This is a genomic window from Stappia indica (assembly GCF_020177335.1).
GTDB lineage: Bacteria > Pseudomonadota > Alphaproteobacteria > Rhizobiales > Stappiaceae > Stappia > Stappia indica_B.
The window spans coordinates 12,433-26,038 of sequence record NZ_JAIVMG010000016.1 but is presented as its reverse complement, the minus strand read 5'-3'; the positions used below and the strand labels follow the sequence as shown (position 1 = coordinate 26,038).

Sequence of the window (13,606 nt, the reverse complement as noted above, 5' to 3'; positions counted from 1 at the left end):
AGGGCTCAATCCTCCGGATCGTTGGTCTCGGGGTCATACTGGGCGGCATCGAATCCGAGCAGGTTCCAGGTCTGCTGCATATGCGCCGGCAACGGCGCCGACACATCCAGCGAGCCCCGGCCGGACGGATGCGGGATGACGATGCGGCGGGCATGCAGGTGCAGCTTGTTCTGCACCCCGCCCGGCGCTTCCCAGTTCTCGATGTTGAAATACCTCGGGTCGCCCAGGATCGGGTGACCGATATGCGCCATATGGGCGCGCAACTGATGGGTCCGCCCGGTGATCGGCCGCAGCGACACCCAGGAGACCTTCGGCCCGGCGTTTTCCACCACCGAATAGAGCGAGACGGAATGCTGCGCATCCTCCTCGCCGTGGCGGGCAACGCGCATCCGCTCGTTTTCCTCGTCCCGGGCCAGATAGGTGGAGATCCGCCCCTGGCGCGGCTTCGGCACGCCGGCGACCATTGCCCAGTAGATCTTGCGGGTCTGGCGAGCGCGGAACGACTTGGTCAGGCTCTGCGCCGCCTTGCGCGTCTTGGCCAGAAGCAGAATGCCGGAGGTTTCCCGGTCGAGCCGGTGCACCAGCCGGGGCTTTTCCCCCTTGGCATCGCGAAACGCTTCCAGCATGCCGTCGAGATGGCGGGTCAGCCCCGAGCCCCCTTGCACAGCGAGACCGGCCGGCTTGTTGAGCACCATCACCTCGCGGTCCTCGTACAGCACCATCGCCTCGACCGCCTGCCGGTCGCTGTCGTTCAGCTTGCGCGGGCGCGGCCGGGCATTCGCCGTGTCGGGGGCGGAAACCCGGGCGTCGGTCTGCATCGGCGGGATTCGCACCACCTGGCCGGTGGCGATGCGCGTTGCCGCGTCCACCCGCTTGCCGTCGACCCGCACCTGCCCGGTGCGCAAGAGCTTTTGCAGATGGCCGAAGCCGAGCCCCGGGAAGTGGGACTTGAACCACCGGTCAAGGCGCATCCCCGCCTCGTCGGCGGTCACCGTTATCTGTTCTATTCCGGACATTCGCTTTCCCAGTGAGTGGAGGCGCCGCGCGCGCTGACTACCTAGTCCCGCTTGGCCGCAAGAGCAAGCGCGCCAGGATACCCTCCCGCATGCAATCAGGCGAAGGCGCTGCGCGTCAGCCACAGACCGGCGACCAGCGCCAGCACGGAGGCCAGCACGGACACCAGCACATAAAGCAGTGCATGCAGCGCCTGCCCCCGCTCCCACATCAGCACCACCTCCAGCGAAAAGGCCGAAAAGGTGGTGAAGCCGCCGAGAAACCCGGTCGCCAGCAACAGCCGCAATTCCGACCCGCCACTGATTCTCGCGGCCAGCCAGCCGATCAGCGCGCCCATCAGGAAGGACCCGAGAATATTGACCGTCAGCGTGCCCGCCGGCACCCCGGGGCCGATCCAGCGCAGCGAGGCGAGATTGACAAGATGACGAAGGGCGGCGCCCGCCCCGCCGCCAAGGGCGACAATGAGAAGATGGCTCATGCGTCCTTCATAAAGGGCGCTGTCCCGTCCCGCAATTCGGCCCGGCGCGGTTCAGGTGAAATTCGGCCAGAGCCCGGGGCAGGCCAACTCCAGCACATTGCCATCGGGATCGCGGAAATAGAGGCTGGTGCCGCCTGCCGGCCATCGCACCTCGCTGATGATCGCCACCTCTTTGGCGCGCAAGTAAGCCCGCCAGCGCGCCACATCCGCCGCCGCGATCTTGAAGGCGAAGTGACTTGGTCCGGCGCTGTGATGCCCCGGCACCATCCCGCCCGGCGTCGCCACATCCTCCGCCGTCGCTCCGCGCAGGAATACCAGCAAAGTCTCCGCCGGCGCCGCCCGATAGGCGAAAAGCCGCTCGCCCGCGACCATCCGTTCCAGCCCCAGGGTGCCGGCGTAGAACGCATGGGCGCGCTCGAGATCGTCCACATAGACAGCGGTTTCCAGAATGCCGCCAATGGGGGGCGCTGATGTCATGATCGTCTCCGCCAAGCTGGACCAATGCCTGCCCTATAGTGGCAGATTGAACCACAGGGCGGCGATCCCCAGGAACGCGAAAAAGCCGATCACATCGGTCACCGTCGTCACGAAGACGCTGGAGGCAATCGCCGGATCGACCTTCACCTTCTCCAGCACCACGGGAATCATCAGGCCGGACAGGCCGGCGAAAATCATGTTGATGACGATGGCCACGCCGATCACCGCACCCAGCGCCGTGTTCGAGAACCACATCGCCGAAGCGATGCCGATCAGCACCGCCAGACCGAAGCCGTTGAGCAGCGAGACCAGCACCTCACGGCGCAGCACCCGCCACAGATTGCGCGCGTCCAGCTCCTGGGTCGCCAGCGCTCGCACGGCCACCGTCATGGTCTGGGTGCCGGCATTGCCGCCCATCGAGGCAACGATCGGCATCAGCACCGCAAGCGCCACCATCGCCTCGATCGTGCCCTCGAACAGGGAAATCACCAGCGAGGCGAGAATGGCGGTGCCCAGATTGACCACCAGCCAGGTAAACCGGGAGCGGGCGGTCACGATGAAATCGTCGGAGATTTCCTCATCGCCCAGACCGGCGAGCGCACGCAGGTCCTCCTCCGCCTCCTCCTGGATGACGTCGACGATGTCATCGACCATCAGCATGCCCACGAGCCGCCCGGCATCGTCGACCACCGCGGCGGACACCATGTTATAGCGCTCGAAGCTGCGGGCGACCTCCTCCCGGTCTTCCGTCGCCTCGAACGGCTGGGCGTCCTCGTCCATGATCTCGGAGATCTTGGTCGCGCGCTTCGTGCGCAAGATCTTGTCGAGCGGCACCGAGCCCAGCAACCGGAACCCCGGATCCACGACGAAGATCTCGTGGAAGGTGTCGGGCAGCTCCTCTGCCTCGCGCATGTAGTCGATGGTCTGGCCGACGCTCCAGAACGGGGGCACCGCGATGAAGTCGGTCTGCATCAACCGGCCGGCGGATTCCTCCGGATAGTCGAGCGAGCGCTGCAGCTGAACCCGGTCGGAATAAGGGAGCTGTTCGAGAATCGCCGCCTGATTCTCCGCGTCCAGATCCTCAAGGATGTAGACCGCGTCATCGGACTCCAGCTCGCCGATACCCTCGGCCAGCGTTTCGGCGGGAAGTTCCTCAAGGAGCTTCAGGCGAACCGACTCGTCCAGCTCGGTCAGGGCGGCGAAATCGAAGTCCTCACCGAGCAACTGGACGAACGGCCCGCGCTCATCCGCATCGAGGGTCTCGATCAGATCGCCGACATCCGCCTCGTGCAGATCGCCGACCAGTTCCTTCAGCTGGGGGGCATCGGTATTGGCAATCGCCGTTTCGACCAGATCGAGGAATTCGCCGGAAAGGCGGCCTTCCTCGTCGCGAACGGTGGGCACCTGATCGTCGGTGTCGGGGCTGTCGATGCGTTCGGCTTCGGTCACGATCCCCTCCTGCTCGACACCGATCCGATCCGCGCCGTCACCACCGCAGCCCGCCAGGTCAGCGCCTCGGGTGCGGCATGCTCCAATTCTGCGCAGAAAAGATAATCGGCTTCAATTCGTTGGATGTTCTTGCGGCCCCTTGGGCCGCAACGACGACACTGCATGAGATCTAGCGCCGCGTCACCTTGCGGACAACGGAAATCTCATTCGCTTCGCTCCGTCTCCACATCGGCCGGAGCAGGCTGCAGGCAACAAAAAAGCCCGGCAGAGCCAGGCTTCTTGTTCGATATGGTGCGGTCGAGAAGACTCGAACTTCCACGGGTTTTACCCCACAGCGACCTCAACGCTGCGCGTCTACCAATTCCGCCACGACCGCATATCGTGTCTCCGCGCCCTTCAGCGCGGCGGTGCCATCGTCTAGCAAATCGGTTTTTGCGGCGCAAGCGATTTGCATCGAGATATACACAGGCAACGGAGAATTCTGTTCATCGAGGAGAGATTTGCCGGATCACACCGGCCCATCGTGCCGCACGGGCCGGGCCTCGGGCGGGCGGATCAGGATTTCCGTCACCGACACACCGACCCGCTCGCCCTGCAGCACCACCTGCCCGCGGGCAATCGGAATGTTGTTGGCCAGGATCTTGACGTCATCGTCCTCGCGCGAGGTCAGTTCGATGACCGCGCCGCGCCCCATGCGCAGAAGCTGATGGATCGGCATTTCGGCCGTGCCGAGAACCACCGAAATATCGACGGCGATATTGTCGAAAACACCCATGCATCCACCCAAGGTCGGCGTTAAGAAGATGGCAAGCTGCCACGTTCCGGTCTATACGGGCGCCAAGGCACACCGCGCCGGATCCTGCGAAAAGCATCGCCGGCGCATGGTTAACAAAGCGCTAACGGATTTGCAAAATGACAGACCGCGCGGATCTTCCCCTCGCGTTTCAGGCCGATGCCGGTGCTCCGCCCGTGGAATGGGCCGTCAGTGACCAGCCCGTCGCCTATGACGTGGCGCTGCAAAAGATGGAAGAGCGCGTCGCGGCGATTTCGGAGGGCCGGGCCGCCGAACTCGTCTGGCTGCTGGAACATCCCCCGCTTTACACCGCCGGCACCAGCGCCCGGATCGAAGACCTTCTCACCCCGGACCGGTTCCCCGTGTTCAAGGCGGGGCGCGGTGGCCAGTACACCTATCATGGTCCCGGGCAGCGGGTCGTCTATGTCATGCTCGATCTGAAGCGACGCCGGCCGGACGTGCGCGCCTTTGTCGCCAGTCTCGAAGACTGGCTGATCGGCGCCCTGTGGGAGCATCATGTGCGCGGCGAGCGGCGCGAGGACCGGGTCGGCGTCTGGGTGCGCCGTCCCGACAAGGGGATTGACCGGGAAGACAAGATCGCCGCCATCGGCATTCGCATGCGCAAATGGGTGAGCTTTCACGGCATGTCGCTCAACGTCGAGCCGGACCTTGAGCATTTTTCCGGGATCGTGCCCTGCGGCGTGACCCAGCATGGGGTGACCAGCCTGGTCGATCTCGGCCTGCCGGTGACCCTGGCCGATGTCGATCTGGTGCTGAAACGCACCTTCGAGGAGCGGTTCGGCCCAACCGTTCAGGTCGCACCGCCCGATTGAGGAAGCGCAACCCGACGTCAGCGTGCCGTCACCCGGCCCATGCACAACCTTGCCGGGATTCACCCCGCGCCCTACCCGCGCGCGGCGCGGATAGCCGCCATTCCGCCCGCTTTTTCCGGTTTCAACGCCTGCACCGATCTGCTTTATGAGCCAGAATACCGTTGGAGCCTTGCCCGCTGGGCAGACCGGCGGCCCCTTCCCTGTCGCAGAAGAAACGGAACGCCGCGATGGACGCCATCCACCTTGAAGACCTCGCCTTTTATGCGTTTCACGGGCTGCATGAGGAAGAGGCGCGCCTCGGCCAGCGTTTTCACATCGACCTGAGCTGCTGGCTCGACCTGTCGGCCGCCGCCAGCTCCGACGATTATGCCGAGACGGTCTGTTATGCCAGCCTGGTGCGCGCGGTGGAGGAAGTCGTCACCACATCGCGCTTCAAGCTGATCGAACGGCTCGCCGGGGCGATCTGCGAGGCCGTGTTCGCCGCCGCGCCCAGGGTGCAGCGGGTGCGCGTGCGGGTCTACAAGCCGGGTGCGCCGCTGCCGATCGCCGCCGGCAAGGTCAGCGTCGAGTTGACGCGCGACCGCGCCTGACGCCTTCTCCTGGCGCCTCCTCCTGGCGGAAGCCAGCGGGGCGCCGGGTGCTACTCCGGTTCCACCGTGTCGAGCGCGGCTTCCACCTCCTGGATCAGGTCCGGCACCAGCTCCGGATCGGCGAGGAGATGAGGCTCTTCCTCCCGCAGGATCGCCAGAAGCAGCTTGCGCCGGGCCTTGCGCACCGCCTCAGGATCGGGAGCGGACATGCCCCGCGCCGCCCGCAGGGTCATGGTGATCAGCCGGTCGGCCGCGCCAAGCCGCCCCCACAGGTAATCGTGCTCGCGCCAGCGGCGATTGAAGAACGCGCCAAAGGCATTCAGGTTGCGGCCCTTCAGCCGCACCCCGTGCGGACGCAGGATATGCGCATCGTTCGGGCTGATCCGGTCAACGCGGATTTCGTTGATTTCCGTGACGTCCTGCCGTTGCGACACCGGCAGGGTCACCAGGTCGTAATAGGCAAAGCCGATATAGGCGCTGACCAGCGACATGCGCAGGCGCGGCGGCAGGTAGTTGTAGGCCATCACCGAAAAGACATCGTCCGCCAGCCGGTCGAGGTCGCCCAGCCCCATACGCGTGGCAAGGCCTGCAAGCAGCGCCTCCAGCTCCGGATCGTCAGCCGCCGGATCGGTCGGCTCGCTCGCCAGCACCCGCTCCAGCGCGGCCACGGTCTCCTGCCCGTAGAAAGATGGCGACCAGCGCATCAGCAGATGGTCGATCTGCTCATAGAGCGTGCTTTTCAGCTCGTCCATTTCCTTCGGCTCGGTATCCGCCTCCGGCGAGGCGCTGCGATAGAGCCGGTTGAGCCGGCTGATGACGAAGCGAAGCCGGCGGATCCGGTAGTCCACATCGAGCCCGCGCAGGAACGAGATCACCGGCTCGCTCGACAGCTCCGGATAATACCCTTGGGCGCCATTGGCCCGCGCGCCCGCGAGCAACCTGTTGTGCAGAGCGTTGATCCGCCGCGTCAGGGCAAGCGTCGACAGGCGCGACCGCTTCTCCGGTCCGCGCAGGCGCCCCAGCAGCCCACCGAGGCTCTCGGCAATGCTCGCAAGCTTCAGGCGCTGGTAGCCGAGGTAGGCATAGCCGGCCGCCGAATGCGCCCGTTCATTGGCCATCACCCGGCAGCGGCTGAGCTCTCGCATGGTCATCGGCTGGTCGATGACCGGGCGCAGGATCGCCCCCACCTCCCGTTCCACCACCGGTTCCGCCGCAGCGATGACGTCGGACAGTTGACGGATTTCGCGATTGTAGTCCTGCACCTGGTCAAGCGCGTCGCCGATCGGCTCATTGCGCGGAATATGCGCCAGCGAGGCGAGAATCACCCGAAAGAACCCCGGTTCGCCATTGGCGATCTGCGTCAGCGTCTCCGCCTCCTCCGCCTCCACCGCCGCTTCGTCCGCTTCCGGCTCGGGGATCAGCGGGTCCACATAGATCACCTTGCGCACCACCTCCCGCGCCGCTGGCCGGCCGTTGATCGCGTCCAGCACCGGTTGGAATGGCTTGTTCATGACAACGCTGCCATCGACGAAGACGCGATTCTCCGGCGCGTGCCCCGGCACCGACAGGGCCCGGGCGACAAACGCACCACGGCCCGCCCAGGCCGCCCCCCGCAGAGCCATCACCCGGTCCATCTCGCCCAGGGTCATTGGCGGGAAGGCGCCGGGAAAAGCAGAGGTGGCGCGCGCGGCGAACACCAGATCGGGAATTTCCCTGTCGGATAACTGCGACTGCAACTCGCCACCGCCCCGGCAGGTGGCGCCGAAATGCAGGATCAACCGATGCTCTGTCTCCTCCACCTCGGGCGGGTCGTCGATCTCGAAGCGGCGGCGGGCGCCGTGAAAATCGGTGAGGGTGACGAACAGGTCGAGCGACTGGCCTTGCGGGATGAGGGTTGGCGGGCAGTCCCGCGCCTCGGCCGCATCCTTGTCCTCCGACTCCATCTGCCGGGCAGCATCAAGCATCCAGCCGACGTAGCGTTCCCCGGAAAAAGGGGGGGTGAACCAGCGCGCCTGCATGAACTGGCGCAGCTTGGTGCGGGTTTCCGAATCGGTCAGCTCGGACTTCAGGCCCATCGACACCAGTCGGTCGAGTACCGGCGCGATCGAGCTTTTCAGATAGCGTGTCAGACCGACCGGTTCATTGGCCAGCCGGGTCACATCCGCGTTTTCCAGCCACAGATCGCGGTGCCGGTCGAGCGACAGGTCATGGGCGAGAGCCCGCGCCAGCATCACCCCGTTCACGCCGCCGGCCGAGGCGCCGGAAATGACATCGACCACCACCCGCAGGTCGAGTTCGGGCCGGAACAGTTTCAAGACATGCGCATAAGCCTCGATGCAACTGCCCGGCTCGAGATCGGCCGACTGTTCGAGCCGCCGGGAGGCGCGCACGATGTTCAGGAACTCCCGCGAGACGCCATGCATGTAGACGGCAAGCGACACACCGCCGTAGAGCACCAGCGCCAGCCGCACCTCCACCTGTTTCATCTGCGCGGCTGACGATACGGTCTGCAACATTCCTGCCCGTTCCAGCGATTACCGGAGCCGACGGAAGACGCCCGGCCCCTCGTTGTCCTCAGCCCGCGCCGTTTCTCTACCTAGCCTTCGCCCCGTCGGCTGCGCCGCAAACGCTCCCAGTAATCGAGCCGCTTGCGGATCTCCCGTTCAAACCCTCGGTCGGGAGGATCATAATAGACCTCCCGGCCAAGGGATTGCGGAAAATAATCCTGCCCGGAAAACGCGTCCGGCGCATCATGGTCGTAGGCGTAGCCTGCGCCGTAGCCTTCGGTCTTCATCAGCTTGGTCGGCGCGTTGAGGATATGCTTGGGCGGCGGCAGTGAGCCATTCTGCTTGGCCGAACGCAGGGCGGCCTTGTAGGCGGTATAGACCCCGTTCGATTTCGGCGCGGTCGCCAGATAGACCACCGATTGCGCCAGCGCCAGCTCCCCCTCCGGCGAACCGAGCATCTGATAGGCATCGCGTGCCGCATTGGCCTGGACCAATGCCTGCGGATCGGCAAGGCCGATGTCCTCCACCGCCATGCGGATCAGCCGGCGGGCCAGGAACAACGGATCCTCGCCCCCGTCCAGCATCCGGCAGAACCAGTAGAGCGCCGCATTGGGATCCGATCCCCGGATCGACTTGTGCAGCGCCGAGATCAGATTGTAGTGCCCGTCCCGCGACTTGTCGTAGACCGGAGCGCGCCGTTGGATCATCGCCTGCAGTCGCTCCGCATCGAAGACCTCGCCGCCACGCGCCGCGCGCCAGACATCCTCCGCCAGCGTCAGCGCCGAGCGGCCATCGCCATCGGCCATGCGCACCAGGCTCGCCCGGGCGGTCTCGTCGAGCGGCAGCGCCCGCCCCTCCGCCTCTTCCGCCCGCGTCAGCAGCCGCGCCACGGCCTCATCGTCGAGCGAATGGAACGTCAGCACATGGGCCCGCGAGAGCAGCGCCGCATTGAGCTCGAAGCTGGGGTTTTCCGTGGTCGCACCGACCAGCGTGACCGTGCCGTCCTCCATCACCGGCAGGAAGCCATCCTGCTGCGCCCGGTTGAAACGGTGGATCTCATCGACGAACAGCACAGTGCCCCGGCCGCCGATCCGCCGCGCCCGCGCCGCCTCGAACACCTTCCGCAGGTCGCCAACCCCGGTGAAGATCGCCGAAATCTGCTCGAAATGCAGATCGGTGGCATCGGCCAGAAGCCGGGCGACCGTGGTCTTGCCCGTGCCCGGAGGCCCCCAGAAGATCAGCGACCCGAGGCTGCGGGTCTCCAGCATGCGCGCCAGCACCCCGTCCGGGCCGAGCAGGTGATCCTGCCCGACCACGTCTGCAATCGCTGCCGGTCGCAACCGGTCGGCCAGCGGCCGGACGCCGCCCTTGTCCAGGCCCGCGCTTTCGAAAAGATCGACCATTCCCGTTCCGTTCGTTCCCGTCAGCCGCGCAGCGCGATCCGCAGGATCCGCCCGCCGCGCTGGATCTCCAGACGCCAGACGCCGGGGTCCCCAGCCGCGATCCGCTCCAGAACCCGCGTCGTGTCCACCTTGCGGCCATTGACCGAGACAATGATGTCCCCGACCTGCAGGCCGACGCGCGCCGCCGTCGAACGCGGTTCCAGTTCCTGGATTGCCACACCCTCGTCGAAGGCGTCGAGACGCATCTCCTCCGCCACCGCCGGAGACAGGTTGACCACCGTCGCACCGGCAAAGGGCGACCGGCCGCCGATCACCCGCGCATCCCGCGGCACGGTCTCCGGCGCCGCCTCCAGCGTTACCGTCAACTCCACCTCGCCGCTCTGACGCAGCACGGTGAACGAGGTGCTGCCGCCGATCGGCCGGGTGGCAAAGCGATAGCCGAAGCCATCCGGATCAGCGACGGTCGCCTCCCCCACCCGGGTGATCAGATCACCGACCTTCAGCCCGGCTCGCTCCGCCGGGCTGTCCTTGGCAATGCTGGTGACAAGCACACCGCGCGGACGGTCCAGCCCCATCGCCTCGGCGATATCGGCGCTCACCGCCTGCACCCCGGCCCCCAGCCAGGGCCGGCGAATGATACCATCTCCCTCCGCCGCCATGGCCACGAAATGCGCCATGTTGGAGGGAATCGCGAAGCCGATGCCATTGGAGCCGCCGGAGCGGGAGAAGATCGCGGTGTTGATGCCGACCAGCCGTCCCTTCATGTCCACCAGCGCACCGCCCGAGTTGCCCGGGTTGATCGCCGCGTCGGTCTGGATGAAGAACTGGTAGTCGGTGACCCCGACCCGGGTGCGGGCAAGCGCCGACACGATCCCTTGCGTCACCGTCTGGCCGACGCCGAAGGGATTGCCGATCGCCAGCACCACATCGCCCACCTGCAGCTCATCGGAATCCGCAAACGCGAGATGGGGCAACGGTTCGTCGAGATCGCGAACCCGCAGGATCGCCAGATCGGTGCGCTCGTCCTTGAGGATGATCTCCGCGTCCAGCTCCCGCCGGTCGGCAAGCGCCACGCGCACCTCGTCCGCTCCCTCGATCACGTGATGGTTGGTGATGATCACCCCCTCGGCGGAGACGATCACCCCGGAACCGAGCGAGGATTCCACCCGCTCGCGCGGCCGGCCGAAGTCCTGTCCCGGAGCGCCAAAGAAGCGCCGGAAGAACGGGTCATTGAAGAACGGCGAAACCGGCTGCTGCAACACCGTGCGCTTGGCATAGACATTGACCACCGCCGGCGCCGCTTCGCGCACGATCGGCGCAAAGGACAGCCGAAGCTCCGCCGCGCTGCGCGGCGCCACCCGATCCTCGGCGCGCAAATCGCCCGTTACCGCTCCGGAAAGCGCCAGCACGGCCACCGCAACCGCGAAACACCGCCCCGCGACACCATATCCTCTCATGGACAACTCCACCTTCGCACCCGCATTGCCGATGATCGCGCCGCCCGAGCCACGACTCGCGGCGCATCCCTCAACCATCAGAAGCGTAACAAAAAAGGCGACCCGAAGGCCGCCTTTTCCAATTCTTCACGTCTGCCTGACGGGATCAGGCAGCCGCTTCCGTCTCGGCTTCCGCCTCGGTGCGGGCGCGGTCAGCCGCCCCCTTGGCCGACACGTCGCGGTCGACGAATTCGATCACGGCCATCGGCGCGTTGTCGCCATAGCGGAACCCGGCCTTGAGGACCCGGGTGTAGCCGCCGTTGCGGCTCTTGTAGCGTTCCGCGAGGGCGTCGAACAGCTTGCCGACCATGGCAACGTCCTGGATCTGCGCGATCGCCTGACGGCGGGCGTGCAGGTCGCCGCGCTTGCCCAGGGTGATCAGCTTCTCGATGATCGGCCGCAGTTCCTTGGCCTTCGGAAGCGTCGTTACAATCTGCTCATGCTGAATCAGCGATGCCGACATGTTCGCAAACATCGCCTTGCGATGGCTCGATGTACGGTTGAGCTTGCGGCCGCGATTGCCGTGGCGCATGGCTCTCTCCTTCTCGTATCACGGCGGACCGATCCGCCTTTTGCCTTTGGAAGACGCGACGGGCCGCGTCCTAGTACTGGTGATCCTCGTAGCGCTTGGCGAGATCGTCGATGTTCTCCGGCGGCCAGTTGGCGACCTCCATGCCGAGATGGAGACCCATCTGGGCGAGAACTTCCTTGATCTCGTTCAGCGACTTGCGTCCGAAATTCGGCGTGCGCAGCATCTCCGCTTCGGTCTTCTGAATCAGATCGCCAATATAAACGATATTGTCGTTCTTGAGACAGTTGGCCGAACGGACCGACAGTTCCAGCTCGTCGACCTTCTTCAGAAGCGCCGGGTTGAACGCGAGCTCGGGGACGGTGTCCTCCTTCACTTCGCGGCGCGGCTCTTCGAAGTTGACGAAGATCGAAAGCTGATCCTGCAGGATGCGGGCAGCGAAAGCGACCGCGTCTTCCGGCGTGACCGAGCCGTCGGTTTCCACCGTCAGCGTCAGCTTGTCATAGTCGAGAACCTGGCCTTCACGGGTGTTTTCCACCCGGTAGGACACCTTCTTGACCGGCGAATACAAGCTGTCGACCGGGATCAGCCCGATGGGGGCATCTTCCGGACGATTGCGTTCCGCCGCAACATAGCCCTTGCCGGTGTCGACGGTGAATTCCATCCGGATCTCCGCGCCCTCGTCGAGGGTGCAAAGAACGAGATCGGGGTTGAGAACCTCGACATCGCCCACCGTCTGGATATCACCGGCCAGCACCGCGCCCGGGCCCTGCTTGCGCAGCACCATCCGCTTGGGTCCCTCGCCCTGCATCCGCAGCGCGATTTCCTTCACGTTCAGCACGATGTCGGTCACGTCCTCGCGAACGCCCGGAATCGAGGAGAACTCGTGCAGGACACCGTCGATCTGCACCGCCGTCACCGCCGCGCCCTGAAGCGAGGACAGCAGAATGCGACGCAGCGCATTGCCAAGCGTCAGGCCGAACCCACGCTCCAGCGGCTCCGCGACGACCGCGCCGTGAAAGCGCGCATCATGACCCGGCTTCACCTCAAGCTTGGTCGGCTTGATGAGTTCCTGCCAGTTTTTGTGAATGCTCAAATGTCTTCCTCCGGCTGTCCCGCCGGCCCCACCGGACCGGCCATGCTATGCCTGGGAAATCAGGGTGAATGGACCGGCCGATCAGACGCGGCGGCGCTTGCGCGGACGGCAACCGTTGTGCGGGATCGGCGTCACGTCGCGAATCGAGGTGACCATGAACCCGGCGGCCTGCAGCGCGCGCAGGGCAGACTCACGTCCCGAACCCGGGCCGCGAACCTCGACCTCGAGGGTGCGCATGCCATGCTCGGCAGCCTTCTTCGCCGCGTCTTCCGCAGCGATCTGCGCCGCGTAGGGCGTCGACTTACGCGAGCCCTTGAACCCCATCGCGCCAGCGGACGACCAGGAGATCGCGTTGCCCTGGGCATCGGTGATGGTGATCATGGTGTTGTTGAACGTCGAGTTCACATGCGCAACGCCGGACGAAATGTTCTTCCGTTCGCGACGCCGGACGCGCGTGGTGTCTTTTGCCATTTTGCTTTCCTTCGCTCGATCTCGTCACCGCCGTATCTCGGCGGCTCCACCGGGCCGATTTCCGATGAATTACTTCTTCTTGCCGGCAATCGGCTTCGCCGGACCCTTGCGGGTACGGGCGTTCGTGTGGGTACGCTGGCCGCGCACCGGAAGTCCGCGACGATGGCGCAGGCCGCGGTAGCAGCCAAGGTCCATCAGGCGCTTGATGTTCATTGCGGTTTCACGGCGCAGGTCGCCCTCGACGATGTAGTCGCGGTCGATGGCCTCGCGCATCGCCAGCACTTCGGCGTCCGAAAGCTCGTTCACCCGGCGCTCCGGAGCGATGTTCACCTTCTCGATGATCTCCTGGGCGAACTTCGGGCCAATGCCATGAATGTACTGAAGCGCGATCACGACGCGCTTGTTGGTCGGAATGTTTACACCTGCGATACGGGCCACTGCCGTCTCCATGTCTTGTGGCGCCACGATTG

Annotated in this window: 14 protein-coding genes and 1 tRNA gene; 2 read left to right on the top strand and 13 right to left on the bottom strand. The window is 65.5% G+C overall.

Annotated features, from left to right (window positions below; translation table 11 throughout):
- Positions 1-5: 5 nt before the first annotated feature.
- The 6 genes from LC062_RS18560 to LC062_RS18535 all read right to left on the bottom strand — a co-directional run bounded on the left by LC062_RS18560 (position 6) and on the right by LC062_RS18535 (position 4,193).
- Positions 6-1,016 (bottom strand): RluA family pseudouridine synthase, encoded by a 1,011-nt coding sequence (locus LC062_RS18560; RefSeq protein WP_224912505.1) that lies wholly within the window; start codon positions 1,014-1,016, stop codon positions 6-8.
- A 95-nt stretch (positions 1,017-1,111) separates the two neighbouring features.
- The gene (gene crcB / locus LC062_RS18555) at positions 1,112-1,492 is read right to left on the bottom strand and encodes a fluoride efflux transporter CrcB (RefSeq protein ID WP_181758831.1); all 381 of its coding nucleotides are present in this window, start codon (positions 1,490-1,492) and stop codon (positions 1,112-1,114) included.
- Between the two features lie 51 nt (positions 1,493-1,543).
- Positions 1,544-1,969 (bottom strand): VOC family protein, encoded by a 426-nt coding sequence (locus tag LC062_RS18550; protein ID WP_224912504.1) that lies wholly within the window; start codon positions 1,967-1,969, stop codon positions 1,544-1,546.
- Positions 1,970-2,002: 33 nt separating this feature from the next.
- On the bottom strand, positions 2,003-3,421 hold the full coding sequence (mgtE, locus tag LC062_RS18545) for a magnesium transporter (protein WP_404829750.1): 1,419 nt from the start codon (positions 3,419-3,421) through the stop codon (positions 2,003-2,005).
- Between the two features lie 286 nt (positions 3,422-3,707).
- Positions 3,708-3,794, bottom strand: a tRNA-Leu gene (locus LC062_RS18540).
- Positions 3,795-3,926: 132 nt separating this feature from the next.
- The gene (locus tag LC062_RS18535; RefSeq protein ID WP_224912502.1) at positions 3,927-4,193 is read right to left on the bottom strand and encodes a FliM/FliN family flagellar motor switch protein; all 267 of its coding nucleotides are present in this window, start codon (positions 4,191-4,193) and stop codon (positions 3,927-3,929) included.
- Positions 4,194-4,330: 137 nt separating this feature from the next.
- On the opposite strand from LC062_RS18535, the gene lipB reads away from it, so the two are divergent.
- Together lipB and folB are read left to right on the top strand one after the other, a co-directional pair.
- Positions 4,331-5,044, top strand: a complete 714-nt coding sequence (lipB, locus tag LC062_RS18530) for a lipoyl(octanoyl) transferase LipB (RefSeq protein WP_224912501.1) — start codon at positions 4,331-4,333, stop codon at positions 5,042-5,044.
- 227 nt (positions 5,045-5,271) lie between these two features.
- Positions 5,272-5,634 (top strand): dihydroneopterin aldolase, encoded by a 363-nt coding sequence (gene folB, locus LC062_RS18525; protein ID WP_224912500.1) that lies wholly within the window; start codon positions 5,272-5,274, stop codon positions 5,632-5,634.
- Positions 5,635-5,684: 50 nt separating this feature from the next.
- Here folB and LC062_RS18520 read toward each other — a convergent pair whose 3' ends face one another.
- The 7 genes from LC062_RS18520 to rpsM form a co-directional block, all read right to left on the bottom strand.
- A complete protein-coding gene (locus tag LC062_RS18520) occupies positions 5,685-8,150 on the bottom strand; it encodes a patatin-like protein (RefSeq protein WP_224912499.1) in 2,466 nt (821 codons plus the stop codon).
- Between the two features lie 80 nt (positions 8,151-8,230).
- Entirely contained in the window at positions 8,231-9,544 is a 1,314-nt protein-coding gene (locus tag LC062_RS18515; RefSeq protein WP_224912498.1) for a replication-associated recombination protein A, read from the bottom strand.
- Between the two features lie 20 nt (positions 9,545-9,564).
- Entirely contained in the window at positions 9,565-11,001 is a 1,437-nt protein-coding gene (locus LC062_RS18510) for a DegQ family serine endoprotease (protein ID WP_224912497.1), read from the bottom strand.
- 145 nt (positions 11,002-11,146) lie between these two features.
- Positions 11,147-11,572 (bottom strand): 50S ribosomal protein L17, encoded by a 426-nt coding sequence (gene rplQ / locus LC062_RS18505; RefSeq protein ID WP_224912496.1) that lies wholly within the window; start codon positions 11,570-11,572, stop codon positions 11,147-11,149.
- A 70-nt stretch (positions 11,573-11,642) separates the two neighbouring features.
- The gene (locus LC062_RS18500) at positions 11,643-12,665 is read right to left on the bottom strand and encodes a DNA-directed RNA polymerase subunit alpha (protein WP_224912495.1); all 1,023 of its coding nucleotides are present in this window, start codon (positions 12,663-12,665) and stop codon (positions 11,643-11,645) included.
- A gap of 81 nt (positions 12,666-12,746) precedes the next feature.
- On the bottom strand, positions 12,747-13,136 hold the full coding sequence (gene rpsK, locus LC062_RS18495) for a 30S ribosomal protein S11 (protein WP_181758821.1): 390 nt from the start codon (positions 13,134-13,136) through the stop codon (positions 12,747-12,749).
- A gap of 69 nt (positions 13,137-13,205) precedes the next feature.
- Positions 13,206-13,574: a 30S ribosomal protein S13 gene (gene rpsM / locus LC062_RS18490; protein WP_224912494.1), complete on the bottom strand. Its 369-nt coding sequence runs from the start codon at positions 13,572-13,574 to the stop codon at positions 13,206-13,208.
- Positions 13,575-13,606: the final 32 nt, after the last annotated feature.

Coding starts and splice junctions, on each gene's coding strand:
- LC062_RS18560 (WP_224912505.1), bottom strand. CDS start 1,016: ATGTCCGGAATAGAACAGATAACGGTGACCGCCGACGAGGCGGGGATG.
- crcB (WP_181758831.1), bottom strand. CDS start 1,492: ATGAGCCATCTTCTCATTGTCGCCCTTGGCGGCGGGGCGGGCGCCGCC.
- LC062_RS18550 (WP_224912504.1), bottom strand. CDS start 1,969: ATGACATCAGCGCCCCCCATTGGCGGCATTCTGGAAACCGCTGTCTAT.
- LC062_RS18535 (WP_224912502.1), bottom strand. CDS start 4,193: ATGGGTGTTTTCGACAATATCGCCGTCGATATTTCGGTGGTTCTCGGC.
- lipB (WP_224912501.1), top strand. CDS start 4,331: ATGACAGACCGCGCGGATCTTCCCCTCGCGTTTCAGGCCGATGCCGGT.
- folB (WP_224912500.1), top strand. CDS start 5,272: ATGGACGCCATCCACCTTGAAGACCTCGCCTTTTATGCGTTTCACGGG.
- LC062_RS18520 (WP_224912499.1), bottom strand. CDS start 8,150: ATGTTGCAGACCGTATCGTCAGCCGCGCAGATGAAACAGGTGGAGGTG.
- LC062_RS18515 (WP_224912498.1), bottom strand. CDS start 9,544: ATGGTCGATCTTTTCGAAAGCGCGGGCCTGGACAAGGGCGGCGTCCGG.
- LC062_RS18510 (WP_224912497.1), bottom strand. CDS start 11,001: ATGAGAGGATATGGTGTCGCGGGGCGGTGTTTCGCGGTTGCGGTGGCC.
- rplQ (WP_224912496.1), bottom strand. CDS start 11,572: ATGCGCCACGGCAATCGCGGCCGCAAGCTCAACCGTACATCGAGCCAT.
- rpsK (WP_181758821.1), bottom strand. CDS start 13,136: ATGGCAAAAGACACCACGCGCGTCCGGCGTCGCGAACGGAAGAACATT.